General features: G+C 33.3%; 25 protein-coding genes. 21 read left to right on the plus strand and 4 right to left on the minus strand.

The annotated features are described in order from the left end of the window. The first annotated feature begins 1 nt into the window (after position 1). From fliS to ABID96_RS01625, 15 genes are all read left to right on the plus strand, one after another. The gene (gene fliS / locus ABID96_RS01555) at positions 2-403 is read left to right on the plus strand and encodes a flagellar export chaperone FliS (protein WP_192603451.1); all 402 of its coding nucleotides are present in this window, start codon (positions 2-4) and stop codon (positions 401-403) included. Continuing rightward, positions 403-753: a flagellar protein FliT gene (gene fliT, locus ABID96_RS01560; protein WP_192603450.1), complete on the plus strand. Its 351-nt coding sequence runs from the start codon at positions 403-405 to the stop codon at positions 751-753. Before fliS ends, fliT begins: the two co-directional genes overlap by 1 nt. A 200-nt stretch (positions 754-953) precedes the next feature. Continuing rightward, positions 954-2774, plus strand: a complete 1821-nt coding sequence (locus tag ABID96_RS01565) for an APC family permease (protein WP_192603449.1) — start codon at positions 954-956, stop codon at positions 2772-2774. A 212-nt stretch (positions 2775-2986) separates the two neighbouring features. Further along, a complete protein-coding gene (gene cspD / locus ABID96_RS01570; RefSeq protein WP_088001105.1) occupies positions 2987-3184 on the plus strand; it encodes a cold-shock protein CspD in 198 nt (65 codons plus the stop codon). Positions 3185-3506: 322 nt separating this feature from the next. Next, complete coding sequence (gene hpf / locus ABID96_RS01575; RefSeq protein WP_088001103.1) at positions 3507-4049, plus strand: ribosome hibernation-promoting factor, HPF/YfiA family; 543 nt, start codon at positions 3507-3509, stop codon at positions 4047-4049. A 497-nt stretch (positions 4050-4546) separates the two neighbouring features. Beyond that, positions 4547-7057 (plus strand): preprotein translocase subunit SecA, encoded by a 2511-nt coding sequence (gene secA / locus ABID96_RS01580; protein ID WP_192603448.1) that lies wholly within the window; start codon positions 4547-4549, stop codon positions 7055-7057. A 122-nt stretch (positions 7058-7179) separates the two neighbouring features. Then, a protein-coding gene (prfB, locus tag ABID96_RS01585) for a peptide chain release factor 2 (RefSeq protein WP_188483378.1) occupies positions 7180-8278 on the plus strand; the annotation gives its coding sequence in 2 pieces (ribosomal slippage) (positions 7180-7251 and positions 7253-8278; 1098 coding nt in all). 369 nt (positions 8279-8647) lie between these two features. Next, positions 8648-9520 carry a YitT family protein gene (locus ABID96_RS01590; protein ID WP_192603447.1) on the plus strand — a complete coding sequence of 291 codons (873 nt, stop codon included), beginning with the start codon at positions 8648-8650 and terminating at the stop codon, positions 9518-9520. 79 nt (positions 9521-9599) lie between these two features. Beyond that, the gene (gene cccB / locus ABID96_RS01595; protein WP_377896556.1) at positions 9600-9926 is read left to right on the plus strand and encodes a cytochrome c551; all 327 of its coding nucleotides are present in this window, start codon (positions 9600-9602) and stop codon (positions 9924-9926) included. Between the two features lie 340 nt (positions 9927-10266). Further along, positions 10267-10953, plus strand: coding sequence for a cell division ATP-binding protein FtsE (gene ftsE / locus ABID96_RS01600; RefSeq protein ID WP_192603446.1), 687 nt, complete (start codon positions 10267-10269; stop codon positions 10951-10953). Continuing rightward, entirely contained in the window at positions 10943-11836 is an 894-nt protein-coding gene (gene ftsX, locus ABID96_RS01605; protein WP_192603445.1) for a permease-like cell division protein FtsX, read from the plus strand. Before ftsE ends, ftsX begins: the two co-directional genes overlap by 11 nt. Positions 11837-11967: 131 nt before the next feature. After that, positions 11968-13278 carry a murein hydrolase activator EnvC family protein gene (locus ABID96_RS01610; RefSeq protein WP_192603444.1) on the plus strand — a complete coding sequence of 437 codons (1311 nt, stop codon included), beginning with the start codon at positions 11968-11970 and terminating at the stop codon, positions 13276-13278. Positions 13279-13574: 296 nt separating this feature from the next. Beyond that, on the plus strand, positions 13575-15041 hold the full coding sequence (locus tag ABID96_RS01615) for a catalase (RefSeq protein WP_192603443.1): 1467 nt from the start codon (positions 13575-13577) through the stop codon (positions 15039-15041). Positions 15042-15215: 174 nt separating this feature from the next. Continuing rightward, complete coding sequence (locus tag ABID96_RS01620) at positions 15216-16649, plus strand: S41 family peptidase (RefSeq protein ID WP_192603442.1); 1434 nt, start codon at positions 15216-15218, stop codon at positions 16647-16649. A gap of 234 nt (positions 16650-16883) precedes the next feature. Further along, the gene (locus ABID96_RS01625) at positions 16884-18077 is read left to right on the plus strand and encodes a PDZ domain-containing protein (protein WP_192603441.1); all 1194 of its coding nucleotides are present in this window, start codon (positions 16884-16886) and stop codon (positions 18075-18077) included. Between the two features lie 250 nt (positions 18078-18327). Here ABID96_RS01625 and ABID96_RS01630 read toward each other — a convergent pair whose 3' ends face one another. Continuing rightward, positions 18328-18891: a cupin domain-containing protein gene (locus ABID96_RS01630; protein ID WP_192603440.1), complete on the minus strand. Its 564-nt coding sequence runs from the start codon at positions 18889-18891 to the stop codon at positions 18328-18330. A 297-nt stretch (positions 18892-19188) separates the two neighbouring features. Here ABID96_RS01630 and ABID96_RS01635 point away from each other — a divergent pair, with 297 nt between their 5' ends. Continuing rightward, positions 19189-19362 carry a hypothetical protein gene (locus ABID96_RS01635; RefSeq protein ID WP_192603439.1) on the plus strand — a complete coding sequence of 58 codons (174 nt, stop codon included), beginning with the start codon at positions 19189-19191 and terminating at the stop codon, positions 19360-19362. 160 nt (positions 19363-19522) lie between these two features. On the opposite strand, the gene ABID96_RS01640 is transcribed toward ABID96_RS01635, so the two are convergent. Beyond that, on the minus strand, positions 19523-20473 hold the full coding sequence (locus ABID96_RS01640) for an NADP-dependent oxidoreductase (RefSeq protein ID WP_192603438.1): 951 nt from the start codon (positions 20471-20473) through the stop codon (positions 19523-19525). Between the two features lie 148 nt (positions 20474-20621). Between ABID96_RS01640 and ABID96_RS01645 the strand changes: the two genes are divergently transcribed. Next, a complete protein-coding gene (locus ABID96_RS01645) occupies positions 20622-21068 on the plus strand; it encodes a MarR family winged helix-turn-helix transcriptional regulator (RefSeq protein WP_192603437.1) in 447 nt (148 codons plus the stop codon). A 357-nt stretch (positions 21069-21425) separates the two neighbouring features. Next, positions 21426-21914, plus strand: coding sequence for a VanZ family protein (locus ABID96_RS01650; RefSeq protein WP_192603436.1), 489 nt, complete (start codon positions 21426-21428; stop codon positions 21912-21914). 353 nt (positions 21915-22267) lie between these two features. Here the strand turns inward: ABID96_RS01650 and ABID96_RS01655 are convergent, their stop codons facing one another. Next, positions 22268-22477: a hypothetical protein gene (locus tag ABID96_RS01655; protein WP_192603435.1), complete on the minus strand. Its 210-nt coding sequence runs from the start codon at positions 22475-22477 to the stop codon at positions 22268-22270. A gap of 421 nt (positions 22478-22898) precedes the next feature. Here ABID96_RS01655 and ABID96_RS01660 point away from each other — a divergent pair, with 421 nt between their 5' ends. Next, positions 22899-23432, plus strand: coding sequence for a DinB family protein (locus ABID96_RS01660; RefSeq protein WP_377896561.1), 534 nt, complete (start codon positions 22899-22901; stop codon positions 23430-23432). Positions 23433-23494: 62 nt separating this feature from the next. On the opposite strand, the gene ABID96_RS01665 is transcribed toward ABID96_RS01660, so the two are convergent. Beyond that, entirely contained in the window at positions 23495-25195 is a 1701-nt protein-coding gene (locus ABID96_RS01665; protein ID WP_192603434.1) for a methyl-accepting chemotaxis protein, read from the minus strand. A gap of 285 nt (positions 25196-25480) precedes the next feature. Here ABID96_RS01665 and ABID96_RS01670 point away from each other — a divergent pair, with 285 nt between their 5' ends. Both ABID96_RS01670 and ABID96_RS01675 read left to right on the plus strand, forming a co-directional pair. After that, on the plus strand, positions 25481-25660 hold the full coding sequence (locus ABID96_RS01670; protein ID WP_192603433.1) for a hypothetical protein: 180 nt from the start codon (positions 25481-25483) through the stop codon (positions 25658-25660). Positions 25661-25986: 326 nt separating this feature from the next. Then, positions 25987-26352 carry a DUF2089 domain-containing protein gene (locus tag ABID96_RS01675; protein ID WP_192603432.1) on the plus strand — a complete coding sequence of 122 codons (366 nt, stop codon included), beginning with the start codon at positions 25987-25989 and terminating at the stop codon, positions 26350-26352. The last annotated feature ends 1 nt before the right edge of the window (position 26353 follow it).

Raw genomic sequence — 26353 nt, forward strand, 5'->3', positions numbered from 1 at the left:
AATGGCAATGAAAAACCCTTATGAACAATACCAACAAAACTCAGTAAACACAGCATCTCCAGGTGAATTAACGTTGATGTTATATAATGGTTGTCTTAAATTTATTCACTTAGCGAAAGGTGCAATTGCACAAAAGAACTTTGCAGAACGAAATAAGAATATCATAAAAGCACAAGATATCATTCGTGAATTAATGGTCACTTTAGATATGGAACAAGAAGTTTCCCAAAATTTAATGCAGCTTTATGATTATTTGAATCGTCAATTGATTCAAGCGAATATTAAAAATGATGTTTCAATTCTTGAAGAAGTGGAAGGATTCGTGACAGAATTCCGTGATACATGGAAAGAAGTTATTCAAATCAATCGCCAAAAAACGTTTGCTAATGGCGGACAAGCATAATGGATGTGAACCAAACACTTTTTTCGGTTACTACACAGCTTGCAGAACTAACATCAGAAGTTCCGTCTCAGGAAAAACGTGATGAAATCATAGAAAAAATCTTTTCTTTATTAGATGAAAGAGATGGGTTGCTACCGAGTGTGCAGCCACCTAAAGATGAGAATGAACGACAATTGATGAAGAAGATTGTTGATTTAAATGTTCGAATTAATCATTCAATGAATATCATTTTATCTGATATTAAGAAAGATCTTTCAGGATTAAAAGAACAAAAAAAGGTACACACCCAGTATATTAATCCGTATAAATCATTAAATAATCTTTCAGCTTTTTTCGATAAAACGGAATAAAAATCAAAGTATCCCGTGGGAACGGGATACTTTTTTGTTTTGTAGTATTTTATTTAAGAATAGAGGTAACTTAATAGTAATTAATTTACGTAAAGTGTAATAAATATTGGTATTATTTTCATGAATTTAACACAATTTTTGCCATTTTTGTGATAAACTCAAATGGTTTAGTTTCATACTTATTATGTAGAGGTGTACTTATGTTATCGATCTTAAAACGATACTTAATCGGTAAGCCACTTAAGACAACAGAGTTAGGGGAGCAAAAGCTCTCGAACACAAAGGCATTGGCAATTTTATCGTCAGATGCATTATCTTCTGTTGCTTATGGACCAGAGCAAATATTAATTGTGCTAGCAACTGTTGGTGCTGTCGCATATTGGTATTCAATTCCAATCGGTATTGGCGTACTTATTTTATTGTTAGCTTTAATTTTGTCTTATCGCCAGATTATTTATAGCTATCCACATGGTGGTGGAGCTTATGTAGTATCTAAGCAAAATCTCGGTGTTATTCCAGGTTTAGTTGCTGGTGGTTCATTACTTGTCGATTATATTTTGACTGTAGCAGTTAGTGTGTCTGCTGGAACGGATGCGATCACGTCAGCAATCCCAATCTTACATAGTCATACAGTGTTTATATCAGTTTTACTTGTTATTTTTATTACGATTCTAAATTTACGTGGATTGACTGAATCAGCATCTATTTTAGCGTATCCAGTTTATTTATTCGTGGTTGCACTTGTCATTATCATAGTTGTGGGACTCTTTAATGTCATAACTGGTCATGGACCACAAGTAACTCATGCATCAAGTGGACCTATTCCTGGTGGGATTGCATTATTTTTACTATTAAAAGCATTCTCGTCGGGTTGTTCAGCGTTAACAGGGGTAGAAGCGATTTCGAATGCCATTCCAAACTTTAAAGAACCATCTGAACGTAATGCAGCAAAAACATTAACGATGATGGGTCTAATACTAGCGGTTCTATTTTCAGGTATTATGTTCTTAGCTTATTGGTATAGCATCACGCCGAATGCAGAAGAAACAGTTATGTCTCAACTAGGATCAGAAATTTTTGGCCGTAATATTATTTACTACTTCATTCAAGGAACAACAGCTTTAATTCTTGTTTTAGCAGCAAATACAGGTTTCTCAGCATTCCCATTACTTGCTTACAACTTAGCAAGTGATAAGTTTATGCCAAGAATGTATTTACTTCGTGGAGACCGTTTAGGTTATTCAAATGGAATAATCACACTTGGTGTTGCATCAATTCTTTTAATCATTGCTTTCCAAGGGAAAACAGAGCAATTGATTCCATTATATGCAGTCGGTGTATTTATACCATTTACGCTTTCTCAAACAGGTATGGTTATTAAATGGTTAAGAGAAAAACCGGCAAATTGGTTCCCAAAATTAATCACAAATTTAATTGGTGCATTAATTTCTGCATTAGTTTCAATTATTTTCTTAACAACTAAATTCAGTCAAGTTTGGTCAATTCTTATTTTCTTACCAATCATCGTGTATCTATTCTTGAGAATTAGAAGTCATTATGAGGCAGTGGGAGATCAGCTTAGATTAAATAATGATATTCCTGATAAAATTAAAGGGAATATCATGATTGTACCAGTTGCTGGTATTACAAAAGTTGTAGAGCGTACGATGCAGTATGCACAGGGTATTGCAGATGAGGTTTACGCAGTTTATATTTCATTTGATAAAGAAAGTGAACAGCAAATGAGAGATAAATGGGAAGCTTGGAATCCAAATGTAAAGCTAATTGTTGTTCATTCTGAGTATCGAGAAATTACTAGACCGTTATTAAAAGTAATTGATCAAATGGAAACAAAAGCACATGAAAATGGGTTTGAAATCACAGTTTTAATTCCACAATTTATTACAAAGAAAAACTGGCATAATGTTTTGCATAATCAATCTAGTTTATTACTTCGTGCATATTTACTGCACAAACGAAGTGTAATTGTAACGACAGTACCTTATCGATTTAAAGTGTAAAATGCTTGTCAAATAAAGGGTTAAGGGAAATATAAGGTCGGAAATTACTTGTTTCAACCCTCATCCCCTTAACCCTTTTATCTTGAATTTAGAATTTGTCGAATTGTCGGAAAAAAAGGCGACAAGACATTTTTGACTTGCCCCACTTTTTTGATGTATAGTTGAATTGTGGAGAAGATTCACAAGTTTTCGACTGAAGGGAATGGATTTGAATGCAAGGTAAAGTAAAATGGTTTAATGCAGAAAAAGGTTTTGGATTTATCGAGCGCGAAGATGGAGACGATGTATTCGTGCATTTCTCAGCGATCAATGCTGATGGTTACAAATCTTTAGAAGAAGGCCAAGCAGTTAGCTTCGAAATCGTTGAAGGTAACCGTGGACCTCAAGCTGCTAACGTAACTAAAATCTAATATCCGTTAATAAGTAAATATTTGCTTATATAGATTCGGAACACAAAGGCTTACTCAATTGAGTAAGTCTTTGTTTGTTTTTATCTTGTTTCCTGTGCCTAGTCCCTTGAAGTTATTGGACAGTTTGGATAAGTTTCTTCTATATTTACTAATTGGAAAAAAATACAGTGAATCTTTAACGAAATCTTTAAATATAATCTCTTGTAAAGATAAAAAAGTTCTGATATTGGACAAATATTCTTTGAAGGAATATATCAATCTAGTGTAGAATATAAGTATAGACAGCTTTCATTTTTGGAGCTTGATGAAGGAGGAAACCCATATGATGCTAAACATCCGAGGCGAAAATATTGAAATTACTCCAGCAATTCGTGAATACGTAGAAAAGAAATTATCACGTTTTGATCGTCACTTTAATGAGGATCTAACAGCTCGAGTAAACGCAAAGGTATTCCACGACAAGCAAAGAATTGAAGTCACTATTCCAGGTACGTATATGTTATTACGTGCAGAAGAAGAACATGCTGATCTTTATGCAGCTGTTGATCTAGTCATTGATAAGCTAGATCGTCAAATTAGAAAGCATAAAACAAAAGTAAACCGCAAACTTCGTGAAAAAGGATCTTTAAAATATATGTTTGCGACATCTTCTGAAGCTGCAGTTGCAGTTGAGGATCAAGAACATGAAATTGAATTGGTTCGTACGAAACAATTTGATTTAAAACCAATGGATGCAGAGGAAGCAGTATTACAAATGAATATGTTAGGTCATAACTTCTTCGTATTCTTAAATGGTGAAACGAACAAAACGAACATCGTGTATTCAAGAAAAGATGGTCGTTATGGATTGATTGAAGCTAAATAATAGAATAATAGAGTGAAAAGGACTAAGCAGAATTTTCTTGCTTAGTCCTTTTTTGTTTAAAGATTTGATATGTTTATTGGATAAATTTTAATTATTATTTTTATCTAGAAGATTGTTGTTTATAAAGAGGGTTTCTATAAGTAAACTAACGACTTATTAAGAAGTTGATTGGAACGGAAGGTGCTCGACTCCTGTGAGAGTAGCGGGACAGGTGAGACCCCTCAGACGCGAAGGCGTCGAGTAGGCTCAGCGCATGCCCCACGGAAAGCGAGCATCTTGAAGTGGAAATAACCCCCTTTTTTAACAGAGTTTCTCATCATAATTAGGCGAAAATACTAATAAAAACGATTATTTTCGAAAGAATTAAACAATTCTAATGGTACATTGTGTCCATAAGGTTGTCACTTGTCTTCATTTAATGATAAAATTAGAAATAGTATCTAAATCTAATCAATTAAGACATTTGTTTATGACTTTAAAATAGAGGAGCGTTACGAATGCTTGGAATGTTAAAAAAGGTGTTTGACCTTAATCAACGACAATTAAATAAAATGCAAAAGCAGGTTGATCAAGTAGTAGCATTACAGGATCAGTATGCAAAGTTATCAGATGATGAATTAAGAGCAAAAACAGAAGAGTTTAAAGCACGTGTTCAAAAAGGTGAAACGCTTGATGATATTCTGGTTGAAGCTTTTGCGGTAGTTCGTGAAGGTGCAACTCGTGTGCTTGGTATGACACCTTATCCAGTTCAGGTATTAGGTGGAATTTCATTACACGAAGGTAATATCTCAGAAATGAAAACTGGGGAAGGTAAAACATTAACGTCTACTTTACCAGTTTACTTAAATGCATTAAGTGGTTTAGGTGTTCACGTTGTTACAGTAAATGAATACTTAGCGAGCCGTGATGCGCGTGAAATGGGTCAATTATATGAATTTTTAGGTCTATCTGTAGGCTTAAATTTAAATAGTATGGAGTCAGATGAAAAACGTGAAGCATATGCATGTGACATTACGTACAGTACAAACAATGAACTAGGTTTTGACTACTTACGTGATAACATGGTTGTTTACGCTGAGCAACGAGTTCAACGTCCTTTAAACTATGCAATTATTGATGAGGTTGACTCAATCTTAATCGATGAAGCACGTACTCCTTTAATTATTTCTGGACAAGCAAAACAATCAGCTCAAGCTTATATCGCAGCGAATGCTTTTGTTGGGATGCTTCAAAAGGATCAAGATTTTACGTATGATGTAAAAACGAAATCTGTATTATTAACTGAAGAAGGTATTTCTCGTGCTGAGCGTTCGTTTGGCGTTGAAAACCTATTCGATTTAAAAAATGTAAACTTAAACCATCATATTAATCAAGCGCTACGTGCACACGTTACGATGACAAATGATGTTGATTATGTTGTTCAAGACGGTGAAATTGTAATCGTTGACCAATTTACTGGACGATTAATGAAAGGTCGTCGATACAGTGAAGGTCTTCACCAAGCAATTGAAGCAAAAGAAGGTTTAAAAATTCAGAATGAAAGTATGACTCTTGCTACGATTACTTTCCAAAACTATTTCCGTATGTACAAAAAGTTATCTGGTATGACTGGTACTGCGAAAACAGAAGAAGAAGAGTTCCGCAATATTTACAATATGAACGTACTAGTTATTCCGACAAACCGTCCGATTGCTCGTAATGATAAGCCGGATTTAGTTTATAAATCTATGACTGGTAAATTTAATGCTGTAGCTGAAGAGATTGCAGAGCGTCACAAAGCTGGCCAACCAGTTCTTGTTGGTACTGTTGCGATTGAAACTTCTGAATTAATTTCTCAGTTATTAAAGCGTAAAGGGATTAAGCATGAAGTATTAAATGCAAAAAACCATGAGCGTGAAGCAGATATTATCGCATTAGCAGGTCATAAAGGTGCTGTTACAATTGCGACGAACATGGCTGGTCGTGGTACGGATATTAAATTAGGTGAAGGTGTTCGTGAACTTGGTGGATTAGCAGTAATTGGTACTGAACGCCATGAAAGCCGTCGTATTGATAATCAGTTACGTGGACGTTCTGGTCGTCAAGGAGATCCAGGGGTTACAACTTTCTATCTTTCTATGGAAGATGAATTAATGCGCCGATTTGGCTCAGATAATTTATCAATTATGATGGACCGTTTAGGTTTAGATGATTCTCAACCAATTGAAAGTAAAATGGTTTCTCGTGCAGTAGAATCTGCACAAAAACGAGTTGAGGGTAATAACTTTGATGCTCGTAAACAATTATTACAATATGATGATGTATTACGTCAGCAACGTGAAGTAATTTATGCTCAACGTTCTGAAGTAATCGATTCAGATGATTTACAACCAATAGTGAAGAGCATGATCGAAGGAACGATTAATCGTGTCGTTTCAGCCCATACACCAAATGAACAACTTCAAGAAGAGTGGAACTTAGAGGGTATTGTAGACTTCGTAGAAGCTACATTACTAAATGAAGATGAAATTAGTGTTGAACAATTACGTTTAATCGAGCCGGATGAAATGGTTGAACTAATTCAAAAGGCAGTATTTGAACGTTACGATGAAAAACAAGAACTTTTACCAGTTGAACAAATGCGTGAGTTTGAAAAAGTTGTCTTATTACGTACTGTTGATAGCAAGTGGATGGCTCATATTGATGCAATGGATCAACTGCGTGAAGGTATTCATTTACGTGCATATGCACAAATTGATCCTCTTCGCGAATATCAAATGGAAGGCTTCGCAATGTTTGAAGAAATGATTGCTTCTATTGAAGAAGAAGTTTCTCGTATTATTATGAAGGCTGAAATTGAAGCAGATGTTGAACGTGAAGCAGTTCAAGGTGAAGCAATTCATGTAGGAACTGATGAAGGTGAAGTTAAGAAAAAACCAGTTGTAAAAGGCGAAGAAATTGGCCGAAATGACGATTGTCCTTGTGGTTCAGGTAAGAAGTATAAAAACTGCCACGGAAAAGGAATCTAATAGTATAGAAACTGTATGAAAAAGGGGCAAGGGCAAGTAGTTATTAGGGAATCAGTGACTTCCTAATTACTTGTCTTTACCTGCTTTTTATTGTTCATAAAATTTTAATTGAGGTGTAAGTAATGGAATTAGTAGAAGTAAAGCAAGAATTAGAAAAGATGGCGAAACGCCTTCAAGCATTTAGGGGGTCTCTTTGACGTAGAAACAAAGCAAGGTAGATTAGACGAGCTTGAGGCATTTATGTCAGAACCGACATTCTGGGATGACCAAAAAGCAGCTCAAGTCGTAATTAGTGAAGTAAGTGGATTAAAAGAAGTCATTAATGAATTCAATGATTTAAATGACGGCTATGAAAATCTTGAATTAACATATGAGTTAGTGAAAGAAGAAAACGATGACGAACTTTTTGAAGAGTTAGTTTCTGAAGTAAAAGTATTAACGGTTAAACTAAATGATTTTGAACTTCAATTATTATTAAGTGAACCTTATGATAAAAATAATGCAATATTAGAACTTCACCCAGGTGCAGGTGGTACTGAGTCACAAGATTGGGGCTCAATGTTATTACGTATGTATACTAGATGGGCTGAAAAACGTGGCTTCAAAGTGGAAACTTTAGATTACTTACCAGGTGATGAAGCTGGAATTAAAAGTGTTACTTTAGCGATCAAAGGTCACAATGCTTATGGTTATTTAAAAGCGGAAAAAGGTGTTCATCGTTTAGTGCGTATCTCTCCATTTGACTCTTCTGGTCGCCGCCATACTTCATTCGTGTCATGTGAAGTTATGCCTGAATTCAATGAAGAAATTGAAATTGAAGTTCGTACAGAAGACTTGAAAATTGATACGTATCGTGCAAGTGGAGCGGGTGGTCAGCATATTAATACGACTGATTCAGCAGTTCGTATTACTCATACACCAACGAACACTGTTGTTACATGTCAATCTGAGCGTTCACAGATTAAAAACCGTGAAGCAGCGATGAAAATGTTGAAAGCTAAGTTATATCAACGTAAATTAGATGAGCAACAAGCTCAACTAGATGAAATTCGTGGTGAGCAAAAAGAAATTGGTTGGGGTAGCCAAATACGTTCATACGTATTCCACCCATATTCAATGGTTAAAGATCATCGAACAAGTGCTGAAGTAGGTAATGTACAAGCAGTAATGGATGGTGGACTTGATCCATTTATCGATGCTTACTTACGTTCAAAAATTTAATATAAATAGATAAGTCTTGTAGAAATTCTGATATGACTAAAAAAATTGGCTGTTAAGAATACAGGGGAAAGTTTGCGTTCTTAACAGCCATTTTATTGAGGTTTAACTGAAGTCTTCAAAGTAAACATCTTCTTATTGAAGATGTTCTCTTTATGATGTTTTCTCTCTCGGGAGATAGCAACTAGCTATATTGGGGATTATTTAAATATTATTGCAATTATATTTTTTAAACAAAAATTAAAAAGTAAATTTTCATTCATTAAGTTAGATCGCTTTTAGTCTTTTTGATTAATAAAAAATAGAGATATAGACCTTATAAAAGGTTACAAAATTTAAAATTATCAACTAGAGAAAGTTTGGGGGATTACATTGAGGAAAGTAAAGTATGGAACCACTTTATACGTAGGGTGGGGGAAGACGGTTATCGATTATCTTTTAGTTTTATTAGGTTCAGCAATTATTGCCGTAGCATTTAGCGTCTTTTTATTACCAAATAATATCGCTTCAGGTGGAGTAAGTGGTATTTCAACAATTCTAAAAAGTACACTTGGATTTAAACCAGCAATTGTACAATGGGCTTTTAATATTCCATTATTTATTGCAGGTGTTGTATTATTAGGTCGCCAATTTGGCATAAAAACATTAGCAGGTACAATTTTCTTACCACTTGTCGTGCTTTTAACGGAAGATTTAAGCCCTGCTACAGATAATCCATTACTAGCAGCAATTTTTGGAGGTCTTTGTATTGGATTAGGTCTAGGGATTGTATTCCGTGGAAAAGCATCAACGGGTGGTACAGACTTAGCAGCTCAGATTGTTCATAAATATTCAGGATTATCACTTGGTATTTGTGTAGCGTTTATCGATGGATTAATCGTATTAACAGCCGCAATCGTATTTGATTTAGAAAGTGGTATGTACGCATTAATCGCATTGTTTGTAACGAGTAAAACAATCGACTTAGTACAAATCGGTCTTGCTAGATCGAAAATGACATTAATTATTACTTCGGAAGAAGAACTAGTTACAAATGCTATCGTACATGAATTAGATAGAGGTGTAACAAAATTAAGTGGGGTTGGTGGTTACACGAATGAAAACCGCCCTGTATTAATGTGTGTTTTAGACCAATCAGAATTTATAACATTACGAGATATTGTACAATCAATTGATAGAAATGCCTTTATAACTGTAGTCGATGCAACTGAAGTACTTGGCGAAGGTTTCACAAATTTGACATAAAAAGGAAAAGTTGTGACATCCTATCAGTAGTACACTAAAAGTATAAGACTTTATTGGGTTTATTAAAGGGGCGATTTTTGTGAAAAAGCTATTGCTTGCTTTTGTCACTGGTGGAATGCTGTTAACAGTAGCAGCTTGTGGTTCAAATAATAATGCTGGAAATAAGGACTCGGGTGAGCCTGTATCAGCAAGTGCTGGAGAGAAACTTTTCAAACAAAACTGCTCAAGCTGTCACGGTGGACAACTTGAAGGTGGAATTGGACCATCATTAAAGACGGTTGGTGCAAAGTACTCTGAAAAGGAAATTGAAACCATCATTCATGAGGGCAGGGGACAGATGCCTGATGGTATAGTTCAAGGAAATGATGCAAAAAGTGTTGCAAAATGGTTAGCAACTAAGAAATAAATAAAAAACAGACCAATTATCTAATTACTTAGAATTGGTCTGTTTTTTTCATTTATATTACAAATACCACTATTGTTAAAAGAGTGGTTAGAAATAGGTCGAAATAAATATTGACTATTAAACAAAATGTAACATAAATTTATCAGTAGTGACAATTTTTAAGTGGTATAATAGAGGAGCTTAGCAGAAAAATATCGAATTATGTAGATTAGAACAGATTTGAGATTATGGTTCAGTAGGCATGAAAGCTCGTGAAAAGTGAAGTTAAGACATCAATAAAATCGATCTTATCCGATCCAATCTATAAATAATAAGGAACAATTACTATAAGGAGAATGTCATGATTGAATTAAAAGAAGTTTATAAGACGTATCCTAATGGTGTTCTTGCGGTAAATGGTATTAATGTAAAAATTCGCCAAGGTGAATTTGTATATGTCGTTGGACCTAGTGGAGCTGGGAAATCGACTTTCATTAAAATGATGTATCGTGAAGAAAAACCATCAAAAGGAACGATATTAATTAATGGTATTGATTTAGCACAAATGAAGGATAGCAAAGTACCTATATTACGAAGAAATATAGGAGTTGTTTTCCAAGATTATAAATTATTACCGACTTTAACTGTTTATGAAAATATTGCATTCGCACTTGAAGTTATAGAAGAAAATCCGAAAACAATAAAGAAGAGAGTTATGGAAGTACTTGATCTTGTAAAGTTAAAGCATAAAGCTCGATTCTTACCAACAGAACTATCTGGTGGTGAGCAACAACGTGTTTCGATCGCTCGTTCAATCGTTAATAAACCAAAAGTTGTTATTGCCGATGAGCCTACAGGTAACCTTGACCCTGAAACTACTTGGGAGATCATGGATATTTTTAAAGAGATTAATGATCGTGGCACAACTATTGTAATGGCCACACACAATAAGGATATAGTGAACAACTTAAAGAGACGTGTTATTGCAATTGAAGGCGGAAAAATTGTACGCGACCAAGCGAGAGGAGTGTACGGTTATGAAAGCTAGAACTGCGAGAAGACATGTTCGTGAAGGACTACGAAATTTAAGACGTAATGGCTGGATGACATTTGCATCTGTTAGTGCTGTTGCGGTTACTCTAATGCTTGTTGGTGTATTTTTAACTGTAATTTTAAACGTTAACCATATTGGTACAACACTAGAAAAAGATGTTGAAATACGTGTTTTAGTAGATTTAACGGCTACTAAAGAACAACAAAGAGCATTAAAAGATGAAATTAAAAAAATTGATCATGTAACGACAGTTAAATTCTCGTCAAAAGATCAAGAATTAGATAATTTGATTAAGAGTATGGGTCAAGATGGACAAGCGTTTGAGCTTTTCGAACAAGAAAACCCATTAAATGATACGTATATTGTAAAAACAGATTCACCTGATAAAATCGCACCAGTTGCGAAAAAAATTGAAGGTTTCCATTATATCGATGAAGTAATATACGGTAAAAAACAAGTTCAAAAACTGTTTAATGCAGTTTCAGTTGGTCGAAATATTGGTTTAGTACTAATTGTTGGTCTACTGTTCACTGCAATGTTCTTAATTTCAAACACAATCAAAATTACAATTATGGCAAGAAGACGTGAAATTGAGATTATGAGATTAGTAGGTGCAACTAATAACTTTATTCGTTGGCCATTCCTTTTAGAGGGATTATTACTAGGCGTTATGGGAGCGATACTACCAATCGCATTAATCTTAACTGGCTATAATGTTGTTTATAATATGTTAATGCCAAAATTAGCAGGAACAATGTTTACATTACTTCCATTCTCACCATTTGTTTATCAAATTGCTGCCATTCTAATTGGAATCGGCGCAGTTATTGGTATGTGGGGTAGTGTCATGTCAATTCGAAAATTCTTACGTAAATAATATAAATGCATTGAAAAGTTTTATTGTTTTAATAGAGTAATGAAATGATGAGCTTTAGTGTCTATTTTTAACGTCTAGCTGAGTTGATTAAGGTACTAAAGCTTTTCTATATACATAAGGAGGGATCTTAGATGAAAGAGAATAAAAAATCGAAAGTAATGATTATGGTGTTAAGCAGTACTTTCATCATCGGGGCCATCCCATCCGTTTCTTTTGCTGAGAGTAAATACCAAACACAAATTGACAGTATCGAAAAGAAACGTAGTGAGGTTAAAGAAAAGTCAGAAGCAACAAAAGACAAGATTGATGATTTACAACAAGATCAAGCAAATGTTGTTAAAAAACTTGAACAGCTTGACGTAAAAATGAAAGAAACAAAACGTCAAGTTAACCAAACACAGGATGCAGTTGAGAGTGGTAAAAAAGAAATTAGCAAATTGAAGGAAGAAATAAAGTTTATTGAGAAACGCATTGAGTCTCGACAAGAATTATTAAAAGATAGAATGCGATCCCTTCAAAAGTCTGGCGGAATGCTATCTTACATCGATGTTATTTTAGGATCTAATAGTTTCGGAGATTTAATTCAAAGAATGAGTGCTGTACAAGTAATCATGGAAGCAGATGAAGATATTATTAAACAGCAAAACTTAGATTTAAAGATTGTAAACAGTAAAAAAGATGAAATGACAGTCAAACAAGCAAAAATAGAGCGAGATTTAGCGAATTTAGAAAGCTTAAATAAACAGCTATCAAATCAAGTCAATGAACAAAACAATTTAATGGCGTCTCTAAAAGAACAAGAAAAAGAAGCACATGAAGATGTTTTAAATTTAAAAGAGCAGGATGAGTTATTAGCCAGCCAGCAAATTGCGCTGAAAAAAGCAGCAGAAGAAGCAAAACGAAAAGCTGCAGAAGAAGCAAGATTAAAAGTTGAAAGAGAAAAAGAGAAAAATGACAATAAACCATCAAATGGTGGTTCTGGTAATTCAGGAAACTCTGGGAACTCTGGAGGGGGAAGTACGCCACCTATTTCAAGTGGAAACTTTACAAGACCAGCTGCAGGTTATATTTCTTCAGGATTTGGTAACAGATCTTTTGATGGTGGAGGATTCCATGATGGAGTTGATATAGCAGGTAGTGGAACAGTCCCTGTTGTTTCAGCGGGTGATGGCGTTGTAATCAGAGCATATACTTCTTCATCATATGGTAACTGCGTATTTATTACACATAATATTGATGGACAAGTATGGACAACGGTATATGCGCATTTAGATAGCTTTAACGTGTCAACTGGACAATCTGTCTCAAAAGGTACAAAAATTGGTTTTATGGGTAACACTGGTCATTCTTTTGGTCAGCATTTACACTTTGAACTTCATAAAGGTGAGTGGAATGCTAGCAAATCAAATGCCGTTGATCCACAAAAATATATTAATTTCTAATATATATTCTATGAACCTATCTCCAAAACATCGGAGATAGGTTTTTTTGTGTTCATTTAAGTTCTCATTAATTTCTTATGCTAAAAAATAAACCAATGAAATAGATATAAATAGACAGGGTTCCTTGTAGGCAGAAATAAGCATTTAGTAATGTTGATACATAGTAAAGAGGTGGTGGAAACTCCTAAAATTTTCCTAGTTTATAATAATTATAGTTTAATATTGATTTTCATTCTAAATTACATTATCATATAATTAATACTAAATAATAATAATTCTAATTAAGGAGACAAAATATGACAAATAATCGCTTAACAACAAATCAAGGTGTACCAATTGGAGATAACCAAAATTCGTTAACTGCAGGACGAAGAGGTCCAACTCTTTTAGAAGATTATCAACTGATTGAAAAGTTAGCTCATTTCGACCGCGAGAGAGTACCTGAGCGTGTAGTTCATGCACGCGGGGCAGGTGCACATGGTGTGTTTATTACAAAAAATAGTATGAAGAAATATACGAAAGCAAAATTCTTACAGGATGCTGGAACAGAAACACCAGTATTTGCACGTTTCTCAACAGTAGTCCATGGTATGCATTCTCCTGAAACATTACGTGATCCACGTGGATTTGCAGTGAAATTCTATACTGAAGATGGAAATTACGATTTCGTTGGTAATAACTTACCTGTATTCTTTATTCGTGATGCTATGAAATTCCCTGATATGGTTCATGCATTAAAACCAGATCCAAGAACAAACCTTCAAACAGGTAATCGTTACTGGGATTTCTGGTCTTTAACGCCAGAAACAACAAATATGTTAGTACATTTATTCTCTGACGAAGGAATTCCAGCAAACTACCGTCAAATGAGAGGTTCAAGTGTTCATTCATTTAAATGGGTTAATGAATACGGAAACACAGTATATGTAAAACTTCGTTGGGTTCCTAAGCAAGGTGTTAAGAATCTTTCAATGGAAGAAGCAAGTGAAATTCAAGCGAATGATTTTAACCATGCTAGTCGTGATTTATTTGATTCAATCGAAAATGGAGATTACCCAGAATGGGATTTATATGTGCAAGTCCTGAATCCAGCTGATATGGATGATTTTGATTTTGACCCACTAGATCCTACAAAGGATTGGTTTGAAGATGTGATTCCACGTCAATTAGTAGGAACAATGATCTTAAATCGTAACCCTGAAAATGTTTTTGCTGAAACAGAATCTGTTGGTTTCAATCCAGGCGTATTAGTTCCTGGTATGCTACCATCTGAAGATAAATTATTACAAGGAAGATTATTCTCTTATTCTGATACACAAAGATACCGTATTGGAGCAAATTATCAACAGTTACCAATTAACTGCCCATTTGCAAAAGTAGCGAACAATCAACGTGATGGACATATGCCATTTGGCCAACAAACGCATCCAATTAATTTTGAGCCAAACAGCTATTCAGATACTCCTAAAGAAGATCCAGCTTATGTAGAAGTTGATCAACCACTTGTTGGTGTGTCAGCTCGTAAGAAAATCGAAAAAACAAACGACTTTGGGCAAGCAGGAGAAGTTTGGAATAGATATAGTAAAGAAGAGCAAGATTCTGTCATTAAAAACATTAGTGCAGATATTGCGTCTGTTGATGAAAAGATTAAGCTTCGTGCAGTATGCAACTTCTACCGTGCGAATGTACAATTAGGTGAAAGACTTGCAAATGAGTTAGGTTTGGATTTATCTCCATATTTACAACACCTTACGACAAAATAATTAAAACCTTTTAATAAAATTTTATTAATTAGTGTTCTACTTGCAAACATAAGTGATACAGGCTTATCATATAATAGAACAGAAAAGGCATCGCACGTCTGTGTGATGCTTTTTCAATACATACACTAAATAGTAGATTGATACGTTCAAGCATGAACGGATAGGAGGTTCTATATGAATCGTAAAACATCAGCACTACTTGCATCAGCAACATTTGTTGTTGGAATTGGAGTGGGCTCATTAGCATTTAATAATAGTACAAGTTCAATTGTTTCAAACTTAACACAAAGCAAAGAAATAAAAGCGTCTGAGGACGAAAATATTGCGAAAATACAAAAAGCTTACGAGATTATTGCAAATCAATATGTGAAAAAAATTGATCCTGATAAATTAACTGAAGGTGCAATTCAAGGAATGGTGACGACATTAGATGATCCATTCTCGTCTTATATGGATGGGAAAACTGCGCAGCAATTCCATGAATCATTAGGTTCATCGTTTGAAGGAATTGGAGCCGAAGTATCGAAGGATGGAGAAAAACTAATCATCGTATCACCTATTAAAAATTCTCCAGCTGAAAAAGCAGGCATTAAACCAAAAGATGAAATCCTGACAGTTGATGGGAAAAGTATTAAAGGGTTATCACAATATGATGCTGTATTAAAAATTCGTGGTAAAAAAGGAACAAATGTAACACTAGAGATTAAACGACCAGGTGTTGCAGATCCGATCACATTTAACATTAAGCGTGATGATATTCCAATGTACACAGTTTTTGGGTCAGTTAAGAATGTAAATAACGAAAAAATTGGATATATTCATATCACCTCATTTAATGAAAAGACTGCTGATGAATTTAAAAAGGAATTAGATAAACTAGAGTCTCAAAATATCGAAGGCTTAACAATAGATGTGCGTGGTAATCCTGGTGGCTACTTACAAGCTGTCGAAGGTGTACTAGAAGAATTAGTTGTTAAAAATGAACCATATTTACAAGTTGAAAATAGAGAAGGTCAACGTGAGAAGTATTATACAAAATTAAACAAAGCGAAACCTTATCCTATTAATGTATTAATAGATAAAGGAAGTGCATCAGCAGCAGAAATCCTAGCAGCAGCATTAAGTGAAGCTGGAGATTATCAACTAATTGGTGAAAAATCATTTGGTAAAGGTACAGTACAGTCGACACTTGACTTTAAAGATGGTAGTAACATTAAGTTAACGCAGTTTAAATGGTTAACACCAGATGGTACTTGGATTCATAAAAAAGGAATTAAGCCAGATATAAAAATAAAACAACCTGATTATTTCTATGTAACACCAATTGATAAAACGAAGACATTTAAATATGACGACAATAACGAAAATATTAAATCAGCTCAAATTATGCTAAAAGGATTAGGGTATGATCCTGGACGTGAAGATGGATATTTTAGTGAAGACACAGAAGCTGCAATTAAAAAATATCAAAAAGCAGTTGGTATTACTGTAAATGGTAAACTTGATCAACTAACTTCTGAAAAATTAGAAGCATCTTTAATTGAAAAAATACGTGATGAGAAGAACGACACTCAATTAGAGGAAGCTTTAAAATTAGTATCTGAATAAGGATTTTGTGAAAGAGGACGATGAATTTCGTCCTCTTTTGACATAATTCCCGGGAAATAGCTACTATGCTACATACTAGGCAGGAGAATGGAAGATGTTTGTCGAAAAGTACACTTTAGGGGAAAGTGTGCTTTTTTAGTTGTATATTATATATTCCCCTTTGAAAAAAATGATATAAACCGATAACATAAATATATATGAATCTATTAAATCTTATAAAAGGTGGTGAAAGTTATGTGGTCAAATGTAATATCGGAATTACTAATTGGTTTTGCTAAATTATTTTTACATCCATTTGTTTATTTGTTTTTTATCGCTGCATTATTTAGCGGGTATTTACGTGTGAAAAGAGAACGAAAACATTTTTCTACACGTATTTTTAATGTTTCGTTTGAATGGAAGACATCTTTATTGTATGGGTTATCTTTAGGTGCAATATTATCAGTCGTTTCATTACTTGTGGGTATCAGTATTCCATTTGAGATGGTTACCTTAATTAGTACCATAACAATTATATGTACAATAACTTTACAATTTCGTTGGATGTCGCCTGCATATACAATTGGACTAGCACTGATTGCTATTCCATTGCTAAATAAAGGCGTATCATCACTGTCAATATTAGAAAATGTTGTTCCAAAAGATATGAATGGAATGCTATCAGCAGTTACAATTTTATTAAGCTTGTTATTGTTAGCTGAAGGTGTTTTAGTACAAAGGAATGCTGCGAATTATACATCACCCTTATTTGTAGAAAGTAAACGTGGTAAAAGAGTTGGTGCGCATGAAGCGAATAAACTTTGGATCGTACCATTATTTTTACTGATTCCAAATGGAACAATAATGAGTGATTTTGCATGGTGGCCAATCCTATCATTAGGAGATAGTGGTTATTCAATTTTATGTGTACCTTTTGGAATTGGTTTCTACCAACTAATTAAAGGAATGGTTCCAAAAGAATCAATTAAACTGGTTGGCAAACAAATTGTTACACTATCATTATTAATTTGTATTGGTGGAGTTGTAAGCTACTTTGTTGGATTTGTCGCATTCGTCACAGTTGCATTAGCAATTGTTGGACGTGAAGCTATTTCCTATATTCATAAAAATAGAGACTTCAATACACCATCATACTTTACATCAAAAGCTGTTGGTCTAATTGTATTAGGCATTTTACCAAACTCAGTAGCGGATAAAATGGACATACATGTTGGCGAAAGCATAACAAAAGTAAACGGGCAAAGCGTATCCACCGTTGATGAATTCTACAATGCACTCCAAATCAACCGAGCATACTGCAAGGTTGAAGTAATCGACTTCAACGCAGAAATCCGTATTACACAATGTGCAGTATACGAAGGAGAACACCATGAACTAGGCTTCATCTTCCCTGAGGAAGAAACGAAGTATAGTGGTGAGGTTGGATAGAAGCGTGATTTTGCATATTAAACAGAACTTAGAATAAGAAAGAAAAAGTGACTGATTCATTTAATTTTTGAATCAGTCTTTTCCATTCTTCCACGGTATTATATTCTGTTTCAAGAGCGTGCACCTTCCCTACAAGTACTCCTATTAAAATAAATTATTGAAGATGTGTAAAGCAATTATTCCTCTTTCAACTTCCTTTAACCCTTCGTTTACCAAAATTTTTTACTTTATCCAAACGTCTGGAGTTTTGTCAAAAAATTGGGTTAGTATGACCGTAAATATTCCTTTCAGTTGCCGCATCTGCTTTTGTTACATGGACGGTACCAAATGGATGATTAGGTGGCGCATAAATTGAGTAAAGTTTTAATGGTATATTACCGGTATTTATTACATTGTGCCAAGTTCCTGCAGGGACCATTATTGCCGTATCATGAGTAATGTTTCTTTGGAAGTTTAATTTTTCTTTATTTTTTCCCATTTGAACTATACCTTGCCCCTGTTCAATCCGTAAGAATTGGTCAACGTTAGGATGAATTTCTAAACCAATATCTTCACCAACATTAATACTCATTAAAGTAACTTGCAAATGTTTTCCTGTCCATAATGCAGTTCGATACGTATTGTTTTGCGTAGTAGCGTCATGAATATTAATGACAAACGGTTCTGTACCATAATCTCTTATTAAGACTCTGTTTGCATATTCAAACCTACTAGGAGTAGTAAAGTAGACAGGCTGTCTGTAATAGTTATAGGGTGCATTAGAATAGTATAAATAAGGATTTTGATATGGATATAAATTAGCTCTATAATACATTCATTTCAATCCCTTCAAATCTTACTAAAAATATACTATGCACTTTATTAGATGAATGTACTTAGTAACACTTGAATTCATATGAATAATAAGCAATTCATTTAATCGACATTTAAAAGCAAAAAGGAACGTATTTTTCATAATTGCAATATGTTCCTTTCTTTATGATTTCTCATTAAAAGAAATGGCAGTCTTGTGGAATAAGAATAATCATTGGAAGAAAACTATAATGTCGATCACATTAATTTAGAATGCGTATCGAAAGGCTTTGGTTAATAAGGAAAGGATGATTTAACGATGGATATGGACATTCCGAAAGATGATGATATTGAAATGGAAGAAACGGTGGAGCTAAGTGGCAGTATTGATAAAATAACAGAGCATAAAGTTTGGGGCGCACAAGGTTTCATTGATATTCCAGATCAAAGCAAGTCGTACAGGAAAAGATATTTAGGAAATCGATATCAATAAGAAAGTATAGTCTGTGTCATGGATTATCAAGTAATCTATGACACATGCTCAGTAATTAATTGTACTTAGATAATTTGTCACCAGCTGACTTAAAAGTCGCTAAATAAAAAACTTAATTAGATTGTATAAGTTAATACTAATAAATCTGAGGTTCTTTCTATTATTGTTTGTAAGTATCATTCATTTTAAGAATGATTCTACCTGTACCATGACCTGTTTCACTTAATTTGTGTGCCTCTCTGGCTTCATGTAAAGAAAACCTTTTAAATATTGTTGATTTATATTTCTTTTGAGCGATTAAATTAGCTATTTTAGAAAACACCTCTTTCGAAGGTAGTTGTGATGGTTTAATTGCTTGAACACCTAATTGCTCTGCCTTTTTTGCATTTGGAATTTCAACGATCGATACAATTTTCCCACCAGGCTTAACAACGGACCATGATCGTTCTAATGTTTTTCCGCCGACAGTATCAAAAACAAAGTCCACTTCATTTAGTTCATTTTCAAACTGAGTTTTTGTATAATCAATTACTTGATTTGCACCTAAGTTTTTTACAAATTCTATATTTTTTGTAGAGGCAGTTCCAATTACTTCGGCACCGATCTGTTTAGCAATTTGAATAGCGTATTGTCCTACTCCGCCAGCAGCGCCATGGATTAATACTTTCTGACCACTTTTTATATGTCCCTCAGTTATTAATGCATTCCAAGCAGTTGCAGCTCCTCCTGAGATTGTCACAGCATCTTCGAAAGATAGTCCATTCGGTAATGGAATTAATTCTTTCTCAGAAATCGTTAAATATTCCGTGTAAGTACCTTTAGTGCTTCTACCAAAAACAAATTGACCAATTTCATATTCTTTTACTGATTCGCCTACAGCAATGACTTCACCCGAAAATGAAGAACCTGGAGTATATGGGAAACTGACTGGAAAAAAGGATTTAAATAATCCCTTTCTAATCTTCCACTCAATGGGAAGTACTGCAGAAGCATAAACTCGAACTAATACTTCTTTTTCATTAGGAACTGGCACAATCACTTCTTCGTATTTTAAAACATCAATATCACCATATTCATAGACTTGTATAGTCTTCATTAATTTAGGTTTCATGATTTACTCCTTATACTTAAATTTTTTACAAAGTATATATAAATTGTGTAAACTCAGTAAATAAAGAAACTTAATAAAATAATGAGTATGCTCACTAATTATTATTGAGTATACTCAGTAAAAAAACGAATCGTCAAGGAGTTTAATAATGATGCGCAAAAATAAATCAGGTGAAGTATTAGAAACATTGTTTAAAACAACACACCAGTTACATCGTTTGTTTGAGAATAATTTAAGTAAATATGAAACACCAGTTGTATTAACTGGACCTAGACTAAGATTACTAGTTACTGTATTAGAAGCCGGAGAAATAAGAATGAGTGATATAGCGTTAAAATTAGGCATTCAACCAAGGACTGTCACTCAATTTGTAGATGCATTGGAAAAAGAAAAGTATTTAATAAGAATGCCTGACCCAGTGGATCGACGTGCAACCTTATTAAAGGTGGCTGATCATGCCATTAATGATATAAATCAAGCAAGAGCCTCAATGAGTCTTGCAGCTGAGGAAACGTTAAAAAATATATCACAAGAAGATCAGGAGCAAATTTTAAATATACTTAAATTGATAGGGAACATAGAGGATATTAATTAGTTAAAAAAATGTTAGTTTAACACCATATGGCTGCTTATGCAGTCATTTTTTATAATGCGAAAAGGCATGATATACTTTTTACGCTCGCCTTTAGCACTCTCTATGTTTGGTAAAGCTTATTGATGTATATGTTTTGATATTTGTTTCAATTAATGGACTTAAGAAAAATTTAAGATTTACCCTACTCTTTTTTTAAATAGTTTTTCCTATCATATATGAAAATACCGCTTGTTGGGAACATCCGAAGAAGAAATGAGAGTGTATTGATTACAACTAGACGTACATTGAGTTTTAGATATAGCCGAAGTGAAAAAGCATTGTTTCAGGGTGTTGTGGCAAGAATCGGAGGAAAAACTATTGGGAAATAAAAAATTGACATTCGTATTATTCATAATCTATTTATTAGCACTTAATTGGTTAGTCCTATTTAAGTTACATTTTTCTTTTGATCAAATAGACAGAGTGCGAGTAATTAATATGATTCCACTTAATGATTTTGTCTTTTCAGAGGTGTATAACAATATTAGGATTTTTGTGCCATTAGGTATCTATATTTGCATTTTTAAAAGTAAGTGGTCTTTTAGTAAAAAACTTCTTTCAATTTTCGGTATAACTCTGGCATTTGAGACGACACAATTTGTTTTAGCGATTGGAAGAAGTGACATTACTGATATACTGGCCAATACACTTGGAGGTGCAATTGGTATTGGAATTTATGAGCTTTTATTCAAAATTCTAAAACACAGAACAAATACATTTATAAATTTATTTGCTGGAGTGTTAACTTTTTGTGCATTATTTTTTATTATCTTTATTTTTAATAGACTCGTGATACTTAATTTATAGAGATTAGTAAGCGAATATAGTTACAATAAGTAAAAAATAAGCCCCGGCCAAATTTTGGAAGGGGCTTGTTTGATATCGTTTAATTGTAAATTTATATAGTTTAAAGACTTAAGCTAACATAAAGCATAAGTGAGAAAATGAGATATGGAAAGAGGATTAAAAACCATACAAAAGGCTTTTTCCACTTATCGATATTATCATAGATTGCTATAGTGATTAATAAGATAACCCCAAATGGAATTAATAAGAAGCTATACATACCAGTATAGGGGAATTTCTCTAAAATAAAGGATAAAAATAATAGTGCAGTACAGCTAAAAAGCTTAAAGACTGTACTTTTATTGATAATCAGTTTAGTAACAATAGATGTAATCAGCAAGATTGCAATAAAAAATCAAATAGATTGTAAAGTAAAAAGATCCTGATAAATCATTACCAGCCTCAGTACCGTCGGCGTCAGTAGACATCCCAAATAAAAAAAACAACATTGGAAAGATAAACGGACTTGTTACGAGTATTGTAAAACCAATTGATGCAGATACTTTCTTAAATAATTCTTTCAAGATGAACACTCCTAGTTTAATTCTCTAGTTTCATCTTACGAGATGGAATAAAAAAATATATAGGAGAAATGAACTCTACATTCTTCAGCGATCTTATTTTATTACTTTTAAAGTAGAATATAGAAGACTATTTTAGGTGAAGAGATGAATTTTCATTGGATGTAGTGACGTTGGTTAATTTAGGATTAAGTATAATATTTTTATTTATTCCAATTTTCTTTATTGAAAAGGATTTAAAGAGAAATTTTCAGTAACATAAAATTGAACAACATGGTCGACTGCATAGTCGATTTTTTAATTGATGTAACTGTGCATCAATCATAATGATGAAAATTGCTTTAGAAAGTTTCATTTTATGTAGGGAATTTACTTACTTAACTAGAAATAAATAGGTTGGACTAAAATGAGAGGGGTTACAACGATGATTGATACGAACAATATTTTATTAGTTGGGGAACAAGAAGGAGTTAAAGGCGATTTTAATACATTAAAGTCAATGATGATATACGTAAGATATACAACGCTGGAAGCTATCAAAGATATTACTGTAGAGGAGCTAGATTATCTGCATTCTCCAACTGGTAATACAATAGGAATGCTGCTTACCCATATGGCAGGAGTTGAATATTGGTATCAACTTAATACTTTCGAAAATAGAGATTTAAACAAAGAGGAAGAAGTGATATGGTTACCTGGTTTAGATTTAGATGAACAGGCAAGAGAAAAAATTAAAGGTAATGATGCAGATTATTATATTAATCTTTTAGATACGATTCGAGAAGATACATTTGAAAAATTTAATACACTATCAGATGAGTGGTTATATGAGAGGTCAAAGTTTGGAAGGAATTTAGCGACAAATTACTTTAAATGGTTTCATGTATTTGAAGATGAAATTAATCATCGAGGTCAAATAAGAATGATTCGTAAGTTATATGAAAATAGTTTGAAATAGTGTGAGTTCCTACGTGCTCTTGAATAAAAAAGTCATCCAACATTGGATGACTTTTACTCATTTTATACGTTGAAACGTTTTACAGTGTCTTGTAACTCAACTGCCATTTTACTAAGTATATCTGCAGATGCTGACATTTCTTCCATTGATGCATTTTGTTGCTCTGCTGCTGTTGCAACTCCTTCTGCTTGTCCAGATGCTTCAGAAGAAATTTCTGAAGTTGTTCGAACGATTGAAATGATACTATGTGAGTTAGCATTAATTTGTTCGAATATCGCGGATACTTCTTTCGTTTGAGCAGAAACCTCTTCGATCATTTTAACGATATGGTTGAAGTTCTCTCCAGATTCTGAAACTAATTCGATGCCATTTTGAATTTCTTTTGAGCCTTCATCCATTGAGATGATTACATTTTGAACTTCCTTCTGGATGAAATCAATTAGTCCAGAAATTTGATTAGCGGCTGATCTTGATTGGGTTGCTAGCTTTTTCACTTCATCTGCGACCACAGCAAATCCTTTTCCTTGCTCACCAGCTCTTGCTGCTTCAATTGCTGCATTTAATGCTAATAAGTTTGTTTGCTCCGAAATATCAGTGATAATCGTAACAATTTTACCAATTTCATCTGACTTTTCACCAAGTGAATTTACAATATCCGATGTATTATTAACTGTCTCATGAATCATATTCATTTGCTTAACTGTTTTTTCAATTACTTTATTACCATATAAAGCTTTTTCTGTTGTTGAAAGTGAATTCTCGGCAACAGTATGGATAGATGCAGCTGCTTGTTCCATACCATTTGAGATCTCTTTTACAACTGTAAATGCCTCTAAACTACTTTTTTCTTGTTTATTAGCACCTTCAGCAATACTAATAATAGATGATGTAATTTGTTCAGAGGAACGGCTTGTTTCTTCTGCACTTGCTGATAATTCTTCAGAAGTCGAAGCAACTAATTGAGAATTATAAATAACGTTTTCAATTAATTCTTTTAAATTCGTTGTCATCCTGTTAAAGCTGTCTGTTAATTCGCCAATTTCGTCTTTATTTTTAATGAAAAGGGGATCTAATACTAAATTCCCTTCCGCTACTTCTTTTACTTGAGCGGATAATCTTATTAAAGGTGTACGAATATTTTTTATTAAAACATACGCAATGAGGATTGTTAAAACAATACCTAATCCAATACTAATAAATGTTAATAAAGTAACATTTTTAAATTCCTTTTCACCACTTTTTGAGATTGACTCGGCTTCTTTATTATGTAATTTACTTAATGCATCAAGATCCTTATGCATTTTGTCAAAAAGTGCAGCCGAACTAAAAGTTGCCAGTACAGCATTTTTTGTATCCATTTGATTACTTAAAACGATTACTTCAGCATTCTTTTTAACGTAATCTCTCCATTCAGTATACAGATTTTCATAAATTTGTTTCTCTTTTTTAGTAGTTAATAGTTTACTATACTTTTCAAAAGCATAATTTATTTGCAGATACTCTCCAGCCAATTCATTTTCATACTTTTGCTTGTAAGTTGAATCATCTGTAAGCATATGTTTTTGTGTTGTTGAAAGAACATGCTCTGCAATATAATTAATTTCTCCAATCGTTTCAACTTTTGGTAATACTACTTTACTTACTTCATTCGTATTGTTATTTAGTCTATTAGTACTAGTAATAGAAAATGCACTAAGTATTAATATGATTACTAATATTAGAATAAATGACATAGTAAACTTACGACCAATTGTCCATTTCATAGAAATCCTCCTAGGTAAACTGATACATTACTACTATATATTTCCAAGGTTTTTATCGGTATTTTTTCAGAATATTGAAGTAATTTTTGCTTCTATTAAGAAAAAATTTATTTTTTAACGCTTAATTTCATGACTTTTTACCTACAAGGCCTCACGTACTCATTTAATACTGATTTATGTATAGATCCTACGTGTTTAAAAAGGATTCCAACGTGAATAAACTGAATATTATGAGGAGAATAACTATAATCAAGTTTTAGAATGGAAACAATGGAGGGAATTTAAATGGTTTTTTTGATTTCGACTATAGGTGGTGTCATAGGATTTGGTGCTTTGATTTGGTACTATGCAGCTTTAGGAAAAAGAATTCATCAAGAAGAAAAAGATGCTGGAAGAGATTTAAGCTATGAAATTAACCCCTTTACGGGATCAGCAAAAGGTACTTTTAATCAAGATAAAAAATGATTAACTCGTAAGTAAACTAAACTACTCCATTCATTGAAATATATCCTTGACTTGCCAACTAACGTTTATACGACATGATCGACTTTATAGTCGATTTTTTTAATTACGTTAAGCGGTAGATTTTAGTTAATTGAAGAACTTGGACCCAAATCTAATATATAATTTAGGACATCAATCAATTTTTTATTGCTTTACCCATAAAAATTAAAATAATTAATTCGTTAATTAATAATATTAAGGTTAATATTAAATATTTTAAAAATTAAGTGTTTACTTTTTTAATTTATCATCATATAATCTAATCAAATGAAAGAAAGGATTTGATTATGGCTTATCCAGTAATTACAAATTGCCCTGTTTGCAGCAAGACTTTAAAAATTACAAAACTAAATTGCACTCACTGCCACACAACAATTGAAAATGAGTTTGAGCTATCACCTTTTTCCTCTCTGTCGAAGGAACAACTTCATTTTGTTGAAGTATTCCTGGTATGTAGGGGAAACATCAAAGAGGTAGAAAAAGAGCTTGGGATTTCTTATCCAACTGTTAGAGGTAAACTCACTGACATTATCACATCACTTGGCTACGAGACAAAGAAGAAAAGTGAAGTAGATGAGAAAAAAGTTGTTGCAATGCTAGAAAATGGAGAAATTTCTACAGAAGAAGCAATTAGGTTGTTAAAAGAGGAATAGG

The organism is Gottfriedia sp. OAE603 (genome assembly GCF_040543965.1).
Taxonomy (GTDB): Bacteria; Bacillota; Bacilli; order Bacillales; family Bacillaceae_G; genus Gottfriedia; species Gottfriedia solisilvae.

Coding starts and splice junctions, on each gene's coding strand:
- fliS (WP_192603451.1), top strand. CDS start 2: ATGGCAATGAAAAACCCTTATGAACAATACCAACAAAACTCAGTAAAC.
- fliT (WP_192603450.1), top strand. CDS start 403: ATGGATGTGAACCAAACACTTTTTTCGGTTACTACACAGCTTGCAGAA.
- ABID96_RS01565 (WP_192603449.1), top strand. CDS start 954: ATGTTATCGATCTTAAAACGATACTTAATCGGTAAGCCACTTAAGACA.
- cspD (WP_088001105.1), top strand. CDS start 2,987: ATGCAAGGTAAAGTAAAATGGTTTAATGCAGAAAAAGGTTTTGGATTT.
- hpf (WP_088001103.1), top strand. CDS start 3,507: ATGATGCTAAACATCCGAGGCGAAAATATTGAAATTACTCCAGCAATT.
- secA (WP_192603448.1), top strand. CDS start 4,547: ATGCTTGGAATGTTAAAAAAGGTGTTTGACCTTAATCAACGACAATTA.
- ftsE (WP_192603446.1), top strand. CDS start 10,267: ATGATTGAATTAAAAGAAGTTTATAAGACGTATCCTAATGGTGTTCTT.
- ftsX (WP_192603445.1), top strand. CDS start 10,943: ATGAAAGCTAGAACTGCGAGAAGACATGTTCGTGAAGGACTACGAAAT.
- ABID96_RS01610 (WP_192603444.1), top strand. CDS start 11,968: ATGAAAGAGAATAAAAAATCGAAAGTAATGATTATGGTGTTAAGCAGT.
- ABID96_RS01615 (WP_192603443.1), top strand. CDS start 13,575: ATGACAAATAATCGCTTAACAACAAATCAAGGTGTACCAATTGGAGAT.
- ABID96_RS01620 (WP_192603442.1), top strand. CDS start 15,216: ATGAATCGTAAAACATCAGCACTACTTGCATCAGCAACATTTGTTGTT.
- ABID96_RS01625 (WP_192603441.1), top strand. CDS start 16,884: ATGTGGTCAAATGTAATATCGGAATTACTAATTGGTTTTGCTAAATTA.
- ABID96_RS01630 (WP_192603440.1), bottom strand. CDS start 18,891: ATGTATTATAGAGCTAATTTATATCCATATCAAAATCCTTATTTATAC.
- ABID96_RS01635 (WP_192603439.1), top strand. CDS start 19,189: ATGGATATGGACATTCCGAAAGATGATGATATTGAAATGGAAGAAACG.
- ABID96_RS01640 (WP_192603438.1), bottom strand. CDS start 20,473: ATGAAACCTAAATTAATGAAGACTATACAAGTCTATGAATATGGTGAT.
- ABID96_RS01645 (WP_192603437.1), top strand. CDS start 20,622: ATGATGCGCAAAAATAAATCAGGTGAAGTATTAGAAACATTGTTTAAA.
- ABID96_RS01660 (WP_377896561.1), top strand. CDS start 22,899: ATGATTGATACGAACAATATTTTATTAGTTGGGGAACAAGAAGGAGTT.
- ABID96_RS01665 (WP_192603434.1), bottom strand. CDS start 25,195: ATGAAATGGACAATTGGTCGTAAGTTTACTATGTCATTTATTCTAATA.
- ABID96_RS01670 (WP_192603433.1), top strand. CDS start 25,481: ATGGTTTTTTTGATTTCGACTATAGGTGGTGTCATAGGATTTGGTGCT.
- ABID96_RS01675 (WP_192603432.1), top strand. CDS start 25,987: ATGGCTTATCCAGTAATTACAAATTGCCCTGTTTGCAGCAAGACTTTA.